The organism is Clostridium estertheticum (assembly GCF_026650985.1).
GTDB classification, from domain to species: Bacteria; Bacillota; Clostridia; order Clostridiales; family Clostridiaceae; genus Clostridium_AD; species Clostridium_AD estertheticum_C.
Genome location: NZ_CP086239.1, coordinates 3,269,633 through 3,287,411 on the forward strand (window position 1 = coordinate 3,269,633; position 17,779 = coordinate 3,287,411).

Sequence of the window (17,779 nt, forward strand, 5' to 3'; positions counted from 1 at the left end):
TATAAGGATTCTATAAGGATTTCAATATTAATATAAAACAAAAAACTCCACCCCATTAATAAGTACTAGTACTTATTAATGGGGTGGAGCAAAGAATAATTAACTTATTATCATACATAACTTGCTATAATTATATAATAAAACTCATTACCTTTTTGGATATATATTTTACTTTTTCCTGTAAAATATTGCTTAAGCCAAGATTTATATCTATTTTAGAAATTTCTATCCCTATAAAATAACCTTTTATATCCATATTGTACATGTTTATAAGATCTATTAACCCTAGAGAGTGAATAGACATACTGTGGTCTTTAGTTTTCTTTATGTCATCTAGATTTTTAAAAGTCAATGTACCTGGAACATTACCATAATACGTTGAGTCCATAATATAAAATACATCTACCTCATTTAATAAAGAAAAACAAAATTCTACATCTGTTTCTCCTATAATAGTTTCAATACCTTTATCCTCTAATCTTTTCCTGATTTTGTCTAACACCAGAAGTGCTATTCCATCATCCATCATTAAGCTATTACCTATAGCTATAACCTTTTTACCTATAATAAAGCTCAGCCCCTTATTTTTTCTTTTACTTGTTTCAAAATCCATTCACTTAATTCGTCTATTCCCTCATTCCTAGTACAAGAAGTTTGAAAAATCTTTGCCTTATTATTTAACAATTTAATATCCTGATAAAACTCTCCTACCCTAAAATCAGTAAATGTAATTAAATCAATCTTATTTAAAATTATCGCTCCGCTTTTTTCAAACATCAATGGGTATTTTAAAGGCTTATCATTACCTTCTGTAACACTAAGGATACAAATTTTAATATCCTCACCAATATCAAATTCAGCGGTCGATACTAAACTCCCAACATTCTCTATAATAATAAGATCTATCTCTCTTAAATCAAAATTTAATGATGCTTCCCTTACTTTAGATCCTTCTAAATATGAAATTCTAGCAGTATTGACCTGCACTACTGGAACTCCCGTAGCTTCAATTCTCTGTGCATCTTTAGTTGTATATAAGTCTCCTTCAATAACCGCCATATTCAAGTTTTGTTTAAGCTTTGGAATTAATTTCTCAAGTATTGATGTTTTACCAGCTCCTGGAGACCCCATTAGATTTATAACAAATATGCCCTCTTCATCGAATAGATTTTTGTTTTCCTCATGAATCTCTTCATTAGTATTTAACATATTAATACTAATCTTTATTTCGCTCATTTTACTATTCTCCCTAACCATTTTATTTCAACTGGATCAAACAATGTTTATAGAATATGGCTCACCATATTCTGTAATAACATGTGTAGCACAAGATATACATGGATCAAAAGAGCGCACTATACGCCCTATCTCAACTGGATTTTTAAGATTATTGATTTCAGTACCAATAAGAGCGCTCTCAAGAGCCCCATGTTGACCCATCCCATCTATTGGTGAAAGATTCCAAGCAGTAGGTGTAACTATATCGCAATTTTTTATAACCCCTTTTTCTATTGTAAGCCAATGCCCGAGAGCTCCCCTAACAGCATCACACAGTCCTACCCCCTGTGCACTCTCTGGAATAATATATTTTTTCTGAACTGCTGGTATCGGCTCTATAGACTCAAGTATTATAATCATTTTTTCACAAAGCTTTTTCCCCTCTAGTACCCGAGCAATAAGTCTATCCATAGTAGATATACTATTTTTATATGACCTTGATAAAATCATACGAGCAAGTGGACCAACCTGTACAACTTTACCTTCATACCTAGGCGCTTTAATAAATGTATATGCTCCTGGCTTTTTAATATCTGTTTCAGATGGATAATTTGCTGGAACCTCAGTAGTTTTAGATTCTTTATACCAAGAAAATGCTGAGCTCTCTGTTATTGCTTTTTGGTTTAAAGTAGCTGCCTCACCATCAATATAACTTGAAGGCAAAACGTACTGCATTTCTTTATTTGGCAAATCATGAAATAATCCATAGGTTAGAAGATTTTTTGTCCCACCACCAATTTTAAAATACTCTGGATAATAATGAGCTATAATATTTATATCCTCGACCATATTTTTGCACATAAATTCACTGATAGAATGTAGTATAGATTTCAATCTCATAATTTTAGAAGTATCCATATTTGCTGTGGTGCCACCCACGAATACGCCGTGGGTATGCGGTACCTTTCCACCAATGAGAGCTATAATTTCATGGGCAAGACGACTACATTCTAGCGCCTTCACATAATCTTTATTAATTTTTTCTGTGTAATTCTTAGGGATTCTGAAATCACGACCCGAATTTCCTGGAACTAGTGTTATATCTACATAATCAGGAAATGCAAAAATACAAATTTGCCGCATAATATTTTGAAGAAATTCAGCTCCATGTGCAAAATCTCTGATTTTCACTCCATTTTCATTGGGTTTTACTTTTAATGCATCTTCTAGTGCAAGACTTGCTACTAGTCCATGCGATGTAGAACATATGCCACATATCCTCTGCGTAAAATATACCGCATCTAATGGTTGACGTCCTATTAACATTTTTTCAAAACCTCTAAATTGAATTCCACCACTTTTAGCTTCTACTATTTTATTTTTTTTAATTTCTACTTCTATACTTAAAGGCCCCATAATTCTAGTTATAGGGTCTATAGTTATTTTGGTAGTCACCACAATCACCTCATTCTAAAGTATATTTTAAATAACAATATTGCATACTATGTTTAAATCATCTCATTACTTAACAAATGGCTCTGTGCCATCTGGAAAAAGTTCACTAGCACAACCTATACAAGGTGTATTAGCTTCTACTGGCCAATTAATTCTTGAATTCCATAATCCAAGTGGACAATAAGCTTTTGTAATAGGGCCTTTACATCCAACTTTTATCATACACTCTTTATCTCCTAGCTTATCTGCAAATACTTTATTATCAAAATATGAGCGTCTTGGGCAATTAGTATGATTAGTTTCTTTAAAAAACATTATTGGGCGCCCTTTTTCATCTACCTCAACCTTTTTATTAAGAATAATACTAGCTATAGTTCCCATAACCCACAATGGATTCGCAGGACAACCTGGTATATTTATTACTTCACGTCCAAGGAAGCCGCCTAAACTTGTGCATCCTGTTGGATTAGGTCTAGCTGCTGATATTCCTCCAAATGAAGCACAAGTTCCAATAGCTATTATTGCTTTCGCTTTCTTTGATGCTAAACTAATAGCTTCAACTGTAGGTATACGTCTACCTTTATAAGTTGCAAATATGTTATAGAAACCCTCATCCATATTAGTTAGGGCCCCTTCTACTCCTAATAAAAAATTAGTATCCAAAACTTCTAAAAACTCTTCATATGCAACTTCACCCTCTGCCTGCATAAGGCTAGGGCTAAATTTTAAATTAACCATTTCCTTTAAAAAATAAGGAACGTCCGGTTGATCTGCATTGAGGAAAGAAATTATATTCCCCGTACAACCATTAGCCTCCATCCATACAAAATTAATCTTTTTAGCCTCTCCATTATGAATTTCATCTATGGCCCTTTTTATAAGTCCTCTTTCATGCAAAATATTCCCTCCTATTTAACATATTCTTGGAAGCTGAATTCCAGATGGCATATCAACTAATCTTTTCCCACCTACTACTGTATTCAAATAAACCCTTTGTCCTCCTTCATCCGTTACTTTTCCTATAATTGTTGCATTAACCCCTAGTGGGTGCTTTCTCATAACACTAAGTACCTTCTGCGCGTGTGGTTTTGGAACAAAAACACAAAGTTTTCCTTCATTAGCAATGTATAATGGATCAAGTCCAAGCATCTCAGTAACACCTTTTACCTCTTCTTTAATTGGAAGATTATTCTCTTCAAGAGCTATAGTTACATTGCTAAATTCACTAATTTCATTAAGCACTGCTGCAACTCCACCTCTTGTAGCATCACGAATAACATGGATACCCCCATACGCTTCAAGCATTGTATCTACTAATGAGTTAAGGCATGCACAATCGCTCCTTAAATTCCCAACAAGTCCAAGTTTATTTCGCTCGCACATTATTGTCATTCCATGGTCCCCGAGTGTTCCATTTACTATAACGATATCTCCTTCTCTTGCATTGGCGCAGTTAATATTCACATTTTCATAAATTCTACCAATGCCAGAGGTGTTAATAAAAATACCATCCACATTTCCTCTTTCTACAACTTTTGTGTCACCTGCTACAATTTTTACGCCCGCATTGCTCGCTTCAGCTGCCATAGACATAACAATTTCTTCTAATTTTTTAATAGAGAAACCCTCTTCGATAATAAAAGCACTTGTTATGTAAAGTGGTTTTGCTCCACTTACTGCTAAATCATTTACAGTACCACAAACTGCTAATTTACCAATATTACCTCCATTAAAGAAAAGTGGATTTACTACAAAAGAGTCCGTGGTAAAAGCAAGTTTTTTAAAATCTATTTCTAGTTGTGCTGCATCATTCATTTGATTTAAAATATCATTGCCAAAATGTTTGAAAAATACTTCATTAATCAATTTGTTTGATTGTAAACCGCCACTTCCATGACTTAAAGTTATAGTGTCATTCATGCAATCCCTCCTGTATTCCTTATAAGCACGTAAAAATTATATAGTGTCTTTATGATATCTATAATATGCAGCGCAGGTACCTTCTGATGAAACCATGCAGGAACCAACCGGATTTTCTGGGCTGCATATTTTTTTGAAAAGTGGACAATCATTTGGTTTAATTTTCCCCTTAAGTATTTCTCCACATTTGCAACCAGGGCTACCATCATAATCTTCATATTCAATTTCAAAATGCTTAAATGCATCAAAATCATCATACTTACTATTAAATTCCATGCCGCTTGAATGTATTCTTCCAATTCCTCTCCAACTACTATCCACGATATTAAAAGTTTCGTTCAAATATTTCAAGGCATAGGGGTTACCACCAGTTTTAACTACTCTTTTATATTCATTCATAATCCTATAATTTTTTCTGCTTATTAAATTTACTAATGTATTTAAACCTTGAAGTATATCTAATGGTTCAAATCCTGTAACTACTCCAGGAATATTATAATCCTCACTTAGAAATTCATAGGGTTTTATTCCGCTAATTGCACAAATGTGCCCTGGTAATAAAAAACCATCTATATTTAATTCTTTATCCTGAACTAAAATCTCCATGACCGGTGGAACTATTTTATGGGCTGTAGCGAAAAATAAATTTTTTATGTTGTTTTTTTTAGCCTCAATAACAGTAAGCGAAGTCATAGGCGCTGTGGTTTCAAAACCTACTGACAAAAACACTATTTTTTTAGAAGGATTTTGTGAAGCCATAGCAAGACAATCCATTGGCGAGTATACTATTCTTATATCAAAACCTTCTTCTTTTTTCTTATTCAGCGATCCTTCTTTTCCAGGAACTCTCATCATATCTCCAAAGGTGGCAATAATTACATCTTTCTTTGTGCAAAGTGTTAACACAGCATCAATATAACTCTGAGGTGTAACGCACACAGGACAACCTGGCCCTGATATCAGATTTATATTTGGTGGTAGCACGTCCCTAATACCATATCTGAATATAGCCATAGTATGAGTGCCACAAACCTCCATAATATTTATCTTTTCAGTGGAAATATTGTTTAGCTTCTCTACAAGTTTCTTAGCATATTCGGTATTTCTAAATTCATCAGCAAACTTCATTGCAAAGAAGCTCCTTAAAAATATTTAAAGTTATTTTTGCTTCTTCTTCATCTATAGTTTCAATTGCACAACCTGCATGTACAAGTACATATTCATCTTCACAAACAGCTGGCACTAGATGCATAAATACTTCTCGTTTTATATTCCCAATTTCTACAATTCCTTTATTCCCTTCTATTTTTAATACTTTTCCTGGGACTGCAAGGCACATTCTTTTTCCTCCTTTTTCTTCTTTAATTGAATCCTCATCTGCGATGCTTTAATATTATTTAATTTTTTATTTTTTATTTTCTGCATTAACCAAAAACATACTTCATCTATACCCTGATTTTTAACACAAGATGTTTCAAATATATGAGCATTAGCATTTATGGATTTTATATCTCTATAAAACTCTTTTTTATCAAAATCAGTAAATTCTATTAAATCTAATTTATTTAAAATAATAACACCGCTTTTCTCAAACATTAGTGGATACTTCAAAGGTTTATCATTCCCTTCTGCAGTACTCAAAACACAGATTTTTATGTCTTCACCAATTTCAAATTCTGCGGGGCAAACTAAATTACCTACATTTTCTATTACAAGCAGATCAAGTTTATCAAGGGTTAATGAATTTAATGCACTTTTTATCATTGACCCATCTAGATGGCAAGCTCCGCAAGTGTTGATTTGAACCACTGGAACCCCTTGTGCTTCTATCCTCTGTGCATCTTTGGTGGTATAAATATCTCCTTCGATTACAGCAATATTAATATTATCTTTGAGCTTTGTTATTATTCTTTCAAGTAGCGAAGTCTTACCTGAACCAGGTGAACTCATTAGATTTATTACATAGACCCCCTTATCATCCAGTAATTTTTTATTTTTAGCTGTTATCTCATTATTTGTTTGAAGAATGTTCGTAACTATGTTTATTTTACTCATATTTTAATCTCCTTCTATTGTATTTACATAAAGCTCATATCCATGAATAATACTAGAACAAAATTTGTTACAGCATGGACAAAGTTTATTAAAATGATCAATGTCAAATTTTTGTTTGCAATCAAAACATTCAGCTACTGCATCAACTTTCTCTATCCCTAAAGTTGATCCTTCAAGCATTGTATTAATAATACATATTTTAAATGCAAAATCTAAACATTCTGCATTAACGCCCGATAACTCACCTATTTTTAGTGATACCTTGTTAACTTTAGTTAATTTATTTTCCTTTGCTTTATCTGTTACTATTTTAATAACATTTTCAATTATTGAAACTTCATGCATATCTATCTCCTAATTAGTTGCTATTCTTCTTAATTAATATATATGTGAAATGTTTCACTAAAATGTTTATATGCTCATTTTTGTTAACTCCTTATTTGATTATTTTCAATTATTGCATTAGCTATAATTATCTGCCCAATTGCTATTCCTCCATCATTAGAAGGTAAATCCTCATGAATATATACCTTAAAATTATTTATTTTTAGATTACGACATATCTTCTTAAGCAAAAAACAATTTTGAAAAACTCCTCCACTCAGCACAACCTCATTTATATTAAAGTCTTGTCTAATGAATTTGCACATAGTCACAGTTAAATTTACAACAGTATTTTGGAATTTTGATGTTATGATTTTAGCAGATATTCCTTCCCTTTTATCTTTTAAAACCTCGATAATTATTTCATAGGGCTCTATAATATACATATCCTGTTTTATTATTTTATAAGTATACGATTCTTCAATATCCATTTCTGATATAGCTTCAAGTTCAATAGATGCCTGTCCCTCATAAGTAACTATATCTGTAATTCCAATTATATTTGCCACAGCATCAAAAAACCTTCCCATACTTGAGGTCTCTATGCAATTAATTTTTGAATCTAAAAGATTAATTATATTAATACCTTTACTACCATATAAATCATAAATAATATCATTAACTTCTTTTTTACTATTGTTTATACTTAAAGACTTATACAGATAGGAAACTCCTATTCTAAAAGGTTCTTTAATGACCTTTTCTCCTCCAGGCATTTTAATATAATCCAAATGACCTACTCTTGTAAACTTACTGTAATCACAAATCAAGAATTCACCTCCCCATATTTTGCCGTCACTACCATAACCAGTTCCATCAAAACAAACTCCAATAACTTTTTCTTTTAAATTGTTTTCAAACATGTTACTAACTATATGAGCATGATGATGCTGCACAGCTACCTTAGGCAAATCATAGTCTAGTGCATATTTAGTTGACATATATCCTGGATGCATGTCATGAACTATAAATTTTGGCGAAAATGAAAATATCTTTTTAAAATGTTCAATATTTTTCTTGTAATGTTCATATGTTTCTAAATTTTCTAAGTCACCATTGAATTGGCTTAAAAACAAAAATCCCTCTTTACTAATACAGAAAGTATTTTTCATATTGGATCCACAAGCTAAGATATTTTGAGTACTAGTCCATTTAAAAGGTTCTGGCACAAAACCACGAGCCCTCCTTATTATCGTTTGTTTCTTATTTATAACCTTTACTACAGAATCATCAACTGGGACATGTATTTCACGGTTATGCATGAGAAAATAATCCACAATACCTATAAGTCCTATTCTTGCGGAACTGTCTTTATACTCTATAGGTAGACCATTAACATTTGCACTGGTCATAATAAGCACCGTAAGTTTTTCTGAAAATAATAAAATATGAATAGGTGTATATGGAAGCATTACCCCGATTGTCTTTTGATTAGGTGCGATTTTTTTAGATAAATCGTAGCTTTCCCTTTGGTCTAAAATAACTATTGGTTTTTTAATTCCAGTTAGTACCTTCTCTTCTAATTGGTTAACCAAACAATATTTCTTTACTGTCTCCATATCTTTCATCATAACCGCAAGAGGTTTAAATGGTCTTTTTTTTCTCTCCCTTAGGTTACTCACGGAAGTCTCATTCAATCCATCACAAGCAAGATGAAAACCTCCTAGCCCTTTTATTGCAAATATTTTCCCTTTCATAATCATGTTTTGAGCAAAATTCATAGGATTTTCTATTTCTACCCTATTACCTTTAGAATTTTCTATCCAAAGCTCAGGGCCACAAGCCTTACATCCATTAGGTTGCGCATGAAATCTTCTATTTGTAGGATCTAAATATTCATCATTACACCGATAACACATTTTAAAATCATTCATTGTGGTTTTGTCTCTATCATAAGGCAATTCTTTTATTATAGAAAACCTTGGGCCACAATTTGTACAATTTGTAAAAGCGTACCCACTTCTCCTATTATATAAATTTAGTATATCTTCCTTGCACTCACTACAAGTTGCTATATCTGGTGATATTAAAGTAATTTTATCTAAACTCTGTTCACTCTTTTTAATTTGGAAATTAGAGTAATTTAATACTTTATCCGCTTTCATAGTTATCTTTTCTATTCTAGAAAGTGGTGGGGGATCATTTTTAAGAGCTTGCATAAACTTGTTTATATCTTCCTCAAACCCCTCAACATCTATGTAGACCCCTTCAGAGTTATTATTAACCCAGCCTCTTAATCCAAAAGTTTTTGCTAGTTTATATACAAATGGACGAAAGCCAACCCCTTGAACTATTCCTTCAATCACAATAAGACTTCTATTTTTGTCCATAATAAGCACCTTTCCTATTATACTTTTAAATTAGTTATCCTTTAAATATATGATTTTCATATCAATAAATGTCACTTTTATAAACGTAATGAATAAATTGATTATGAATGGAAATTACCACAGTCTTACTTTAAAACCTATTAAAAAGAAAAAAATAACTCCAGCAAGATAATTCTGCTAGAGTTTTTAATACATTATTAATTGTAAATTTACTCATTGGTATGACAAGGCTTCTTATCAGGAGCATCCGTTTGAATATAGGTCAATTGCCCTCCTGGATAGACTCCATTGTTAGTAACTTTATAGTCATCATGATTGTGCATAGGATAAAATTGAGGAAAAAAATTATCATTAACACATGAAGGTTCATTACATATCTCTACATAATTAACCGTTTCTATATTATTAATGTTTACTGGTTGGGTAGGAATGTCCGCTATTGCATTAGGATCTATAATATTAATTTTACGCATTTGTTTGCACAATGAAGCTATACAATCTTGTCCATTTACAATATAGTTTCTATATTCTGGTCTTTTATCTTCAGCCTCTATTAATAGATCAAATGTTTCTCCTGAACCTATTGTAGCTGTAAAACCTCTTTCAAGTCCCTCATGTCCATGTAATTCTAGTTTTTCAGATATTATTAAAAATGGACTTGGTTCAGCATCCTTGCCTACTACTGTAAAATGCCATCCGTGTATATGCCACGGTACAACCTGATACCCCATATTAATCATTCTAAGCAGGAACATCTCTCCTGTTTTTATATGCACATAGGATTCATAGTTAATCCGAGAAACCTTTTTGCCACTTCCAACTTTTGAGGTTAATGGATGTGGAAGTAACGTATCTGGAAAAGCACGACCATTTACAAGCCAAAAGTCAGGTTTAAAATCTACAGGATTAAAATTACCACCTGCCTCAACGCTATCATGCCATCTGGTATCTATATCTGAAAGTAACATTACATATTCCTTATCAAAATATGAACGTATATCATTGTATGCAAAATTTCTATTTGTAGCAGTTTTAGAAATATGCTCTTGTAGTTTTCCTTTATATAGCCATCCACATCCTGGTGATTTTGTTATGCCTGCTAATGCAAGACTTTTCATGGATGGGTATACAACAAGGCCTCCATACATACCCATTTGGATATGCTCAGATGCTTCAACATGGCAATGATACATATAAGTTCCTGCATGCTGCGTATCGAAAAGATAAGTCGCTACAGGTGGTTTTCTATCAAAATCCATCCACATTGGAACTCCAAAAGATGTTTCTGGAAAACCATCCACCTGAGTGGCTACATGAGCCCCATGCATATGAACAGTGTGAGTATCCATGATACCTGCAGTTGGCATTCCTAAATTTATTAAAGTTATATACACCTTGTCGCCAATTTTCCCACAGACCATAGGTGAAGGTATCGTGGCAGTTCCTATTAATTCTTTAAATTTTGGAAAGTTAGATGGGTTTGTCCAATCAAGGTCCTCATTAACCACTTTATTATTAATCTTAAATAGCCCACCAACAAAACCAAATACATACACTTTCCTACGCTCTGTCTCTACAGGTGGCAGATCGGGCGATGTAGGAAGTTTTATAAAACCGTCAGTAGCAGCAAGTACATAATGTCTAACACTCATTTTATCATCACTCCTGTTTGCTTAATTTTGCTCTATACTAAAAACAATATATTAGTTTACATATAGATGTAGCATTTTTAAAACAACTTTAAATACATGCCTTCATCTGTAATTCATAATATGATAGTTGTGTAAGAGTGACTCTAACATTAGATAATTTTTTTCAAATAAAATTTTATATATTTTTAAATCCAGTACCATTTTTAGTAATTTTTTTTGAACATATATTTTTATAGTATTAGGGAAATATTAATATTATATAACAACATAATAAGGAGGCGTATTTATGGATAACAATAAAAGTCACTTAAAATCTGATAAGAAAAGCAATGCTGAACTAAGAAAGATGTATCCACATGATGGAAGTGATATTGGAATTGAGAATGGCGAGAAAATAGACGCAAACAATGACAGATTTACTAAACGTTCTAAATTATCACATAATAAATAATAAGGGGGATTAAATTTATGATAACAGGTATTGTAAAATGGTATGATGTCGAAAGAGGATATGGATTTATATCTGCTCAAGATGGTGAAGATGTATTTGTTCACCATTTATCGATAAAAGAAGAAGGACCAAGGAAAGATTTACATGAGGGTGAGGAAGTTCAATTTGATGTAGTTGATGGACCAAAAGGACCTCAAGCATCTAACGTCCAAAAATTTTAATAAAATGATTTTGTAGATTTGTAGTATACTATATTAGCTGTATAAAAATAGGTACAGAATTAAAATTCTGTACCTATTTTCGAGAAATATTAAAATTTAATAAGCTCTTTGATCACCATTTAAAATATTTTCAATTTCTACTGCTATTTCGCGACCTTTTTTGTAAGAATTAAGTGTCTCTTTTGGTACTGAATCTTTAAATCTGTCCTCACCAGAAAGAAAATCAACTATACCTTTCTTCGCACTTGGAACATCTCCAACATGATCTATTCCATTAATTTCTTTTATTTTTGAACAATCCATGAATATTCCTCCCTTTATATCTTTTTGATATTAAATCATTACTTATACTAAAAAATCTTAATATTATAATTATACTTCCCAATTTAAAATTTTTAATGTACTTTCATTCTTTTTTAAATCAATAAAGATATTGAATATATTTTTGCGAATAAAATTTCATGTCATTTTTATTTATATATATCAAAGGAGTTCACAAAGTGAACTCCCCTTTAAGTAAATACTATTCATATTTTATATGTTGTTTTACTACATGCCAAGAAATGTTAAATGATCTATTCTTATAGAAGCTGATTGTGGTGAACCCGGAGGAGTACTTCCACTATAAAAGTACATTGAATTATTAGTCGGATCAGTTCCGCTAAGTGCTTCAATTGCGGCCTTCATAGTCCCCGCCTGTGCGGTTCTATTAATGTTACCATTCAGTACTGGTGTAAATTGATATACTCCATTTGCCTTCTCATTGATAACAGCACTTATAGAGTTTGGAAAACTGCCACTTCTAACCCTATTTACAACTACTGCACCAACAGCAACCTGAGCATTATAAGATTCTCCTCCAGCTTCTGCAGTTATTAATCTAGCTAGCAAATCCAAATCGCTTGCTGTGTATTTAACTGCTGCATTTTTGATTGTTATAGTACTATCTTGTACCGTATTAGAACTAACTTTACCAACTTGTTTAGCTTGTTTTGCTGCTAAAGCTTGTCTCGCTGCAATGGCCTCATCTATTACTAGTTGTGCGCCATACTTGTTTTCCAGAGCATCTAGTTTTAACGCCAATAAATTTTGGTCGGATTTTTGTTTTGTTAAAATAGCCAAATCCTCTTTATTATCAGCTCTTAAAGAAAGCAACTTTGTATTCCCTTTATCTAGCGCTACCTTCTTTAAATTAATTGATGCCTCCTTTGTTTTCATATCACTAATAGCCTTTTGATCAAAATTTACTATGGTTTTGATATTTTCTAATCTAGATATAAAATCATCCATACCATTTGCACCTAGTATAATGTCTATATAGCTTGCTGACCCATTCATATACATTGCTCTCATTCTTTTATCAAAAATGATCTGTTCTGCTTTGATATCAACCTCTGCTTTTACAAGATTTACTTTTGTTTGCTTAATATCTTTTTGCGCTATAGTTATATTGCTTTCATTCTTATTGATTTTAACCATAATTGTTTTACGCCGATTATTCATTATCTCTACTTTATTTTCAAGATTTCTTCTTTGAACCTGAACCTGCTGAATATTTGCCTTATCTGACGCAGAATCCGCATATGCGCTAGTAAAACTAAAACACATAATTACAACAAGTGCCATTATAACTGAATTTAATTTTTTATTCAATTCTTCATTCCCCCTACATAACATTCTATTTATACATATATTATGTTTAAAAGTTTTTATCATCTGAACATAATAACACACAGAGCTATATTTAGCAAATATTGGCTTTTAAAGTCATATTATCTCTGCATAATTTATTAGTAAAAAAGTAAGTTAGGGCCTGGAATGAAACTTGTTACATATTTAAATTATTATTCATCAATTAAACGATATCCTACTCCAACTTCCGTTAGTATATACTGAGGCTGAGCAGGATCACTTTCTATTTTTCTTCTTATATTAGCCATGAATACCCTGAGTGAATGTGTATCATTTTCAAAATAATTTCCCCAAATCTCATCAACTATAAACCTATGAGTTAAAACACGTCCTGAATATTTTGACATTAACTCAATTAGTTTATATTCCATTGGTGTTAAATGTATTTCTTTATCTAAAATTGTAACTCTGCGTTTTTCAAAATCTATTTTTAGATCCTTGACCACAAATACAGATAACTCATTTCCTTGTGAATTAATGTTTTGATTGAAATGTCTTAGTGCCACTCTAATTCTAGCTAAAAATTCTGCTACACTAAATGGCTTAGTCAAATAATCATCTGCCCCTCTATCTAAGACCTCAACTTTTTCTCTTTCATGTCCGCGAGCTGAAACGACTATAATTTTAGCTTTTGTAAATTCCCTAACCTTCTCTATAACATCAAGTCCGTCAATATCGGGTAGTCCTAAGTCTAACACTATTATATCTGGATTATGCGAAAAAATAAGTGTTATAGCAGTATTCCCAAGTTCAGTTTCCATACACTTATATCCTTGTGCCTCAAGGGAAATTTTCATAAATTTTTGAATAGGTTTATCGTCTTCAACTATTAAGATCAAAGGCTTTATATCCATTGCCATCACTCCTTATTATAGGTAAACTAAATTTAAAAGTTGCTCCACCGACTGAGTTGTTAAGTGCTTCCATCTGACCACCATGTGCTTCAATAATAGATTTACAAATAGCAAGTCCAAGTCCTATTCCTCGCTTTTTAAGGGAAATGCCATTAGGTTTTGTATAAAATCTATCAAATATATATGCTATGTCCTCTTTAGGTATCCCTTTTCCATTATCTGACACCTCAAACAATACATTTTCTTCCTTTTGTATAACCTTGATTTCTATAATAGAATCACTTTGCGTATATTTTATAGCATTATCAATTAAATTAATTAACACCTGTTCTATTAATAATCCATCTACAAATAATATAATCATTTTTTCTGGTAAATCCGTCTTAATATTATGCTTTCCTGAAAACTTAGTAACTTTAGATATAGATTCAGAAATAATTTCTTCAACAATCTCCACATCTTTTTTAATTTCAAGCCTACCTTCATCGAGTCTCGTCATACTTAATATATTTTCAACTGAATGTACTAGCCAGCTTGTATCTTCATAAATATTTTGTATAAGTTCTTTTTTTGTATCATTATCAAGCACATCATAATTGTCACTAATGGTAGAAACAGATCCTAATATTCCAGCTAGTGGAGTTCTTAAATCATGTGATATTGACCTCAAAAGATTGCCACGAAGCCTTTCTCTATCTTTCTCTACATTTATCTGTCTTTTCTTTTCATATAAATCTTCTCTTTCAATAGCTAAGGCCATTTGTGTAGAAACAGACTGCAGAAGAATTTTTTCATTTTCTGATAAAGCATTTTTTTCGAAACATGCTATCCCAATAATTCCAAGTATTTTGTTTTGCCCCGTAATTGGATGATAGTATCCAACACTAGCTATTGGAATTTCAGCTTCAATCCCTACTGATTTACCTGTTTTAAAACATCTTTGCGCTCCTTCTACCTCAATACCTGACTCAAATATATTTTTATTATATTTATCATTAAATAGATAAATATTTGGTTTTTGTAAAATGTTTTTATTGTCTACAATGGCTATCATAATAGTTCTGTTAAACATATCAATTAAATTATTACCACAGGATTCCACTACTTGTCTTTTATCTTTTCCTGTAAGCAATAAATTGTTAATTTTATATAAAATCCGCATCCTGTTTTCGCGTACAAAAGATATCTTGACTTGTGTTTTAACTCTTGAAGTTAGAGTACTTGTAATAATTGCGGCTATTAACATAACAACAAAAGTTACTGGGTAATCTGATCTGTAAACTAAAAAACTATAATATGGTATAGTAAAGAAATAATTAAATGCTAACACTCCAATTATTGCAGCCAAAATACCATAAACATATCCCTCAGTGTTTCTTGCTACAAACAGTACCCCTAAAATAAATACTATTATTACATTTGACTCATGAAATCCAATTTTTCTAAATATCAGAGATAACATAGTGAATAAAGTCATAATTACTATGGTTTCAAGTGCATTGGTAAATATACGTTTAATTTCTTCATACCCATTATATTTATGTTCACTAAAAGTTTTAAAAACCTTCTCGTCAAATTCACCCTTTTTCAAATCTTCCATCCCTCTCCCAATATATTTAATGCCTTTACTTTAAAAAATCCTTAGCCTAGACTAAGGATTTTTGAGTATTCACTCTTTTATTATATACGGTACAGTGAGGACTGCAACATTTCTATTTTTATATAACATGCTTTTTACAAAATATCCTGTTTGGTTATGAAGTAAGTTATGCCACCACTTAGTAATAACAAATTGTGATATTACTACTGTTACTGTTTCTCCATGTTTTGATGCACGATCCTCAGACTCTATAAAGTTCATTAATGGTTCTATAATGTCTCTGTATGCAGAGTGTTCGATTATTAATGGAATTCCCGGATTATATTCTTTCCATTTTACTTTTAGTTTTTCAGTAGCTGCGGGATCAGTCGATACATGAAATGCAACTACATTGTTAGATAAGCATCTAGCACAGTTTAATGACTTTAAAAAAGTCTTATTTAACGTACCTAAAAGTATTATTACATGTTGATCGTTATTTGTCTTTATTCCAATATTAGGCCTTTCATCATTAGATAATTTAATTTCTTTTACTACTTTATTATAATGATTTTTTATCTTTCCCATACTGTATACAAGTACGGGTATTATAATAAAAACTAACCAAGCACCATGAACAAACTTTGTAATACCTATAAGTATTACTGTAATAAAAGTTACAATAGCACCTAATCCATTTATAACTGCCTTATGTTTAAAGCCTTCTTCTTTGCTCCTTGTCCACTTTAGGAACATTCCAACTTGCGAGAGTGTAAAAGATAAAAATACACCTACCGCATATAATGGCAAAAGCAAATGAGTATCCCCTTTAAACACAATAATTAAAATACCAGCTGCCACTGCAAGTACTATTATTCCATTTGAAAAACTGAGCCTCTTTCCCCTTTGTGAAAATTGCCTTGGAACATATCCATCTTGTGCCATTAAAGAAAGTAGCAATGGTAGACCTGCATAAGCTGTATTTGCAGCCATTACTAAAACAAATGCAGTGGTAACTTGAATAATATAAAACATTATACCTTTTCCAAAAACTTGCTGAGCAATTTGAGCAAATACAGTCACATCTGCAACAGGTACTGGATGATAAATTGTTGCTAAAAAAGATAACCCACCAAAAATAAAAAGAACTAAACAAGCAAGTAAAACTAAAACAGCTTTTGCATTTTTTTGAGATGGTTCTTTAAAATTAGGAATCCCATTACTTACCGCTTCAACCCCTGATAATGCAGTACAACCTGAAGCAAATGCCCTAAGAAATAGGAATAATGTTATGTCACCTATTTGCTTTGGAATTGAATACATTTGTGCTGGTAAATATCCAAAAACATAATGCCTTATAACACCAGTTATAATAAGAACTATACAAGAAACAATAAACAAATATGTTGGAACTCCAAATATTTTAGATGATTCCTTCGTTCCTCTTAAATTACCAATTGTTAAAATTATTAGCATTACAAGAGCTATAGCTACTTTATGATTAAGTAGTGATGGAATAGCCGAAGTTATTGCAGCGGTTCCAGCACATATACTAACAGCAACTGTAAGTATATAATCAACAGTAAGTGATGCACCAGCAATAAGTCCAGGTTTTATGCCCAGATTATCCTGTGCAACTATATATGAGCCACCACCATTTGGATATGCATCAATTGTCTGCCGATAAGATAAAACAAGTAAAATTAATAATAAAATAACAGCTACTGCGGCATAAAACATATATCTGTATGCCATAAGACCTATAACTCCAATTAATACATATAAAATTTCTTCCCCTGCATACGCAACGGAAGAAATAGCATCACTAGATAATATAGGCAATCCCCAAAAAATATTTAACTTTTCTCCCTCTAACTCTTCTGTTTTAAGTGTCTTACCTATTAATAGTTCTCTAATTTTAGAAAACACAAACCCACCTCCATAATTTTAACACTACAATATTTATTA

General features: G+C 31.8%; 18 protein-coding genes. 2 read left to right on the forward strand and 16 right to left on the reverse strand.

What is annotated here, in order from left to right; translation table 11 throughout:
* Positions 1 to 130 precede the first annotated feature (130 nt).
* From LL038_RS15670 to LL038_RS15720, 11 genes are all read right to left on the reverse strand, one after another.
* A complete protein-coding gene (locus LL038_RS15670) occupies positions 131 to 613 on the reverse strand; it encodes a hydrogenase maturation protease (RefSeq protein ID WP_216123354.1) in 483 nt (160 codons plus the stop codon).
* Entirely contained in the window at positions 574 to 1,236 is a 663-nt protein-coding gene (gene hypB / locus LL038_RS15675) for a hydrogenase nickel incorporation protein HypB (RefSeq protein ID WP_216123356.1), read from the reverse strand. Before hypB (LL038_RS15675) ends, LL038_RS15670 begins: the two co-directional genes overlap by 40 nt.
* Positions 1,237 to 1,272: 36 nt before the next feature.
* Entirely contained in the window at positions 1,273 to 2,673 is a 1,401-nt protein-coding gene (locus LL038_RS15680; RefSeq protein ID WP_216123361.1) for a nickel-dependent hydrogenase large subunit, read from the reverse strand.
* 66 nt (positions 2,674 to 2,739) lie between these two features.
* On the reverse strand, positions 2,740 to 3,570 hold the full coding sequence (locus LL038_RS15685) for a hydrogenase small subunit (RefSeq protein WP_253200265.1): 831 nt from the start codon (positions 3,568 to 3,570) through the stop codon (positions 2,740 to 2,742).
* A 15-nt stretch (positions 3,571 to 3,585) separates the two neighbouring features.
* A complete protein-coding gene (gene hypE / locus LL038_RS15690; RefSeq protein ID WP_216123363.1) occupies positions 3,586 to 4,593 on the reverse strand; it encodes a hydrogenase expression/formation protein HypE in 1,008 nt (335 codons plus the stop codon).
* Between the two features lie 36 nt (positions 4,594 to 4,629).
* Positions 4,630 to 5,721, reverse strand: coding sequence for a hydrogenase formation protein HypD (hypD, locus tag LL038_RS15695; RefSeq protein WP_216123365.1), 1,092 nt, complete (start codon positions 5,719 to 5,721; stop codon positions 4,630 to 4,632).
* A complete protein-coding gene (locus LL038_RS15700; protein WP_216123367.1) occupies positions 5,708 to 5,932 on the reverse strand; it encodes a HypC/HybG/HupF family hydrogenase formation chaperone in 225 nt (74 codons plus the stop codon). The genes hypD and LL038_RS15700 overlap by 14 nt, the downstream gene beginning before the upstream one ends.
* Positions 5,902 to 6,648: a hydrogenase nickel incorporation protein HypB gene (hypB, locus tag LL038_RS15705; RefSeq protein WP_216123369.1), complete on the reverse strand. Its 747-nt coding sequence runs from the start codon at positions 6,646 to 6,648 to the stop codon at positions 5,902 to 5,904. The genes LL038_RS15700 and hypB (LL038_RS15705) overlap by 31 nt, the downstream gene beginning before the upstream one ends.
* A gap of 3 nt (positions 6,649 to 6,651) precedes the next feature.
* On the reverse strand, positions 6,652 to 6,993 hold the full coding sequence (gene hypA / locus LL038_RS15710) for a hydrogenase maturation nickel metallochaperone HypA (protein WP_216123371.1): 342 nt from the start codon (positions 6,991 to 6,993) through the stop codon (positions 6,652 to 6,654).
* An 83-nt stretch (positions 6,994 to 7,076) separates the two neighbouring features.
* Positions 7,077 to 9,362 (reverse strand): carbamoyltransferase HypF, encoded by a 2,286-nt coding sequence (gene hypF / locus LL038_RS15715; protein ID WP_216123373.1) that lies wholly within the window; start codon positions 9,360 to 9,362, stop codon positions 7,077 to 7,079.
* A gap of 209 nt (positions 9,363 to 9,571) precedes the next feature.
* Positions 9,572 to 11,014, reverse strand: a complete 1,443-nt coding sequence (locus LL038_RS15720; RefSeq protein WP_216123375.1) for a multicopper oxidase domain-containing protein — start codon at positions 11,012 to 11,014, stop codon at positions 9,572 to 9,574.
* Between the two features lie 286 nt (positions 11,015 to 11,300).
* Between LL038_RS15720 and LL038_RS15725 the strand changes: the two genes are divergently transcribed.
* On the forward strand, positions 11,301 to 11,465 hold the full coding sequence (locus LL038_RS15725; protein WP_171296059.1) for a hypothetical protein: 165 nt from the start codon (positions 11,301 to 11,303) through the stop codon (positions 11,463 to 11,465).
* Between the two features lie 17 nt (positions 11,466 to 11,482).
* Positions 11,483 to 11,686, forward strand: a complete 204-nt coding sequence (locus LL038_RS15730) for a cold-shock protein (protein ID WP_216123377.1) — start codon at positions 11,483 to 11,485, stop codon at positions 11,684 to 11,686.
* A gap of 96 nt (positions 11,687 to 11,782) precedes the next feature.
* On the opposite strand, the gene LL038_RS15735 is transcribed toward LL038_RS15730, so the two are convergent.
* From LL038_RS15735 to LL038_RS15755, 5 genes are all read right to left on the reverse strand, one after another.
* Complete coding sequence (locus LL038_RS15735; RefSeq protein WP_216123378.1) at positions 11,783 to 11,989, reverse strand: hypothetical protein; 207 nt, start codon at positions 11,987 to 11,989, stop codon at positions 11,783 to 11,785.
* Between the two features lie 246 nt (positions 11,990 to 12,235).
* Positions 12,236 to 13,339, reverse strand: coding sequence for a coiled-coil domain-containing protein (locus LL038_RS25730; RefSeq protein ID WP_253200053.1), 1,104 nt, complete (start codon positions 13,337 to 13,339; stop codon positions 12,236 to 12,238).
* A 191-nt stretch (positions 13,340 to 13,530) separates the two neighbouring features.
* Complete coding sequence (locus LL038_RS15745) at positions 13,531 to 14,232, reverse strand: response regulator (protein ID WP_216123380.1); 702 nt, start codon at positions 14,230 to 14,232, stop codon at positions 13,531 to 13,533.
* The gene (locus LL038_RS15750) at positions 14,201 to 15,823 is read right to left on the reverse strand and encodes a DUF4118 domain-containing protein (RefSeq protein ID WP_216172253.1); all 1,623 of its coding nucleotides are present in this window, start codon (positions 15,821 to 15,823) and stop codon (positions 14,201 to 14,203) included. Before LL038_RS15750 ends, LL038_RS15745 begins: the two co-directional genes overlap by 32 nt.
* A 78-nt stretch (positions 15,824 to 15,901) precedes the next feature.
* Entirely contained in the window at positions 15,902 to 17,740 is a 1,839-nt protein-coding gene (locus LL038_RS15755) for an APC family permease (RefSeq protein WP_216123385.1), read from the reverse strand.
* Positions 17,741 to 17,779 lie beyond the last annotated feature (39 nt).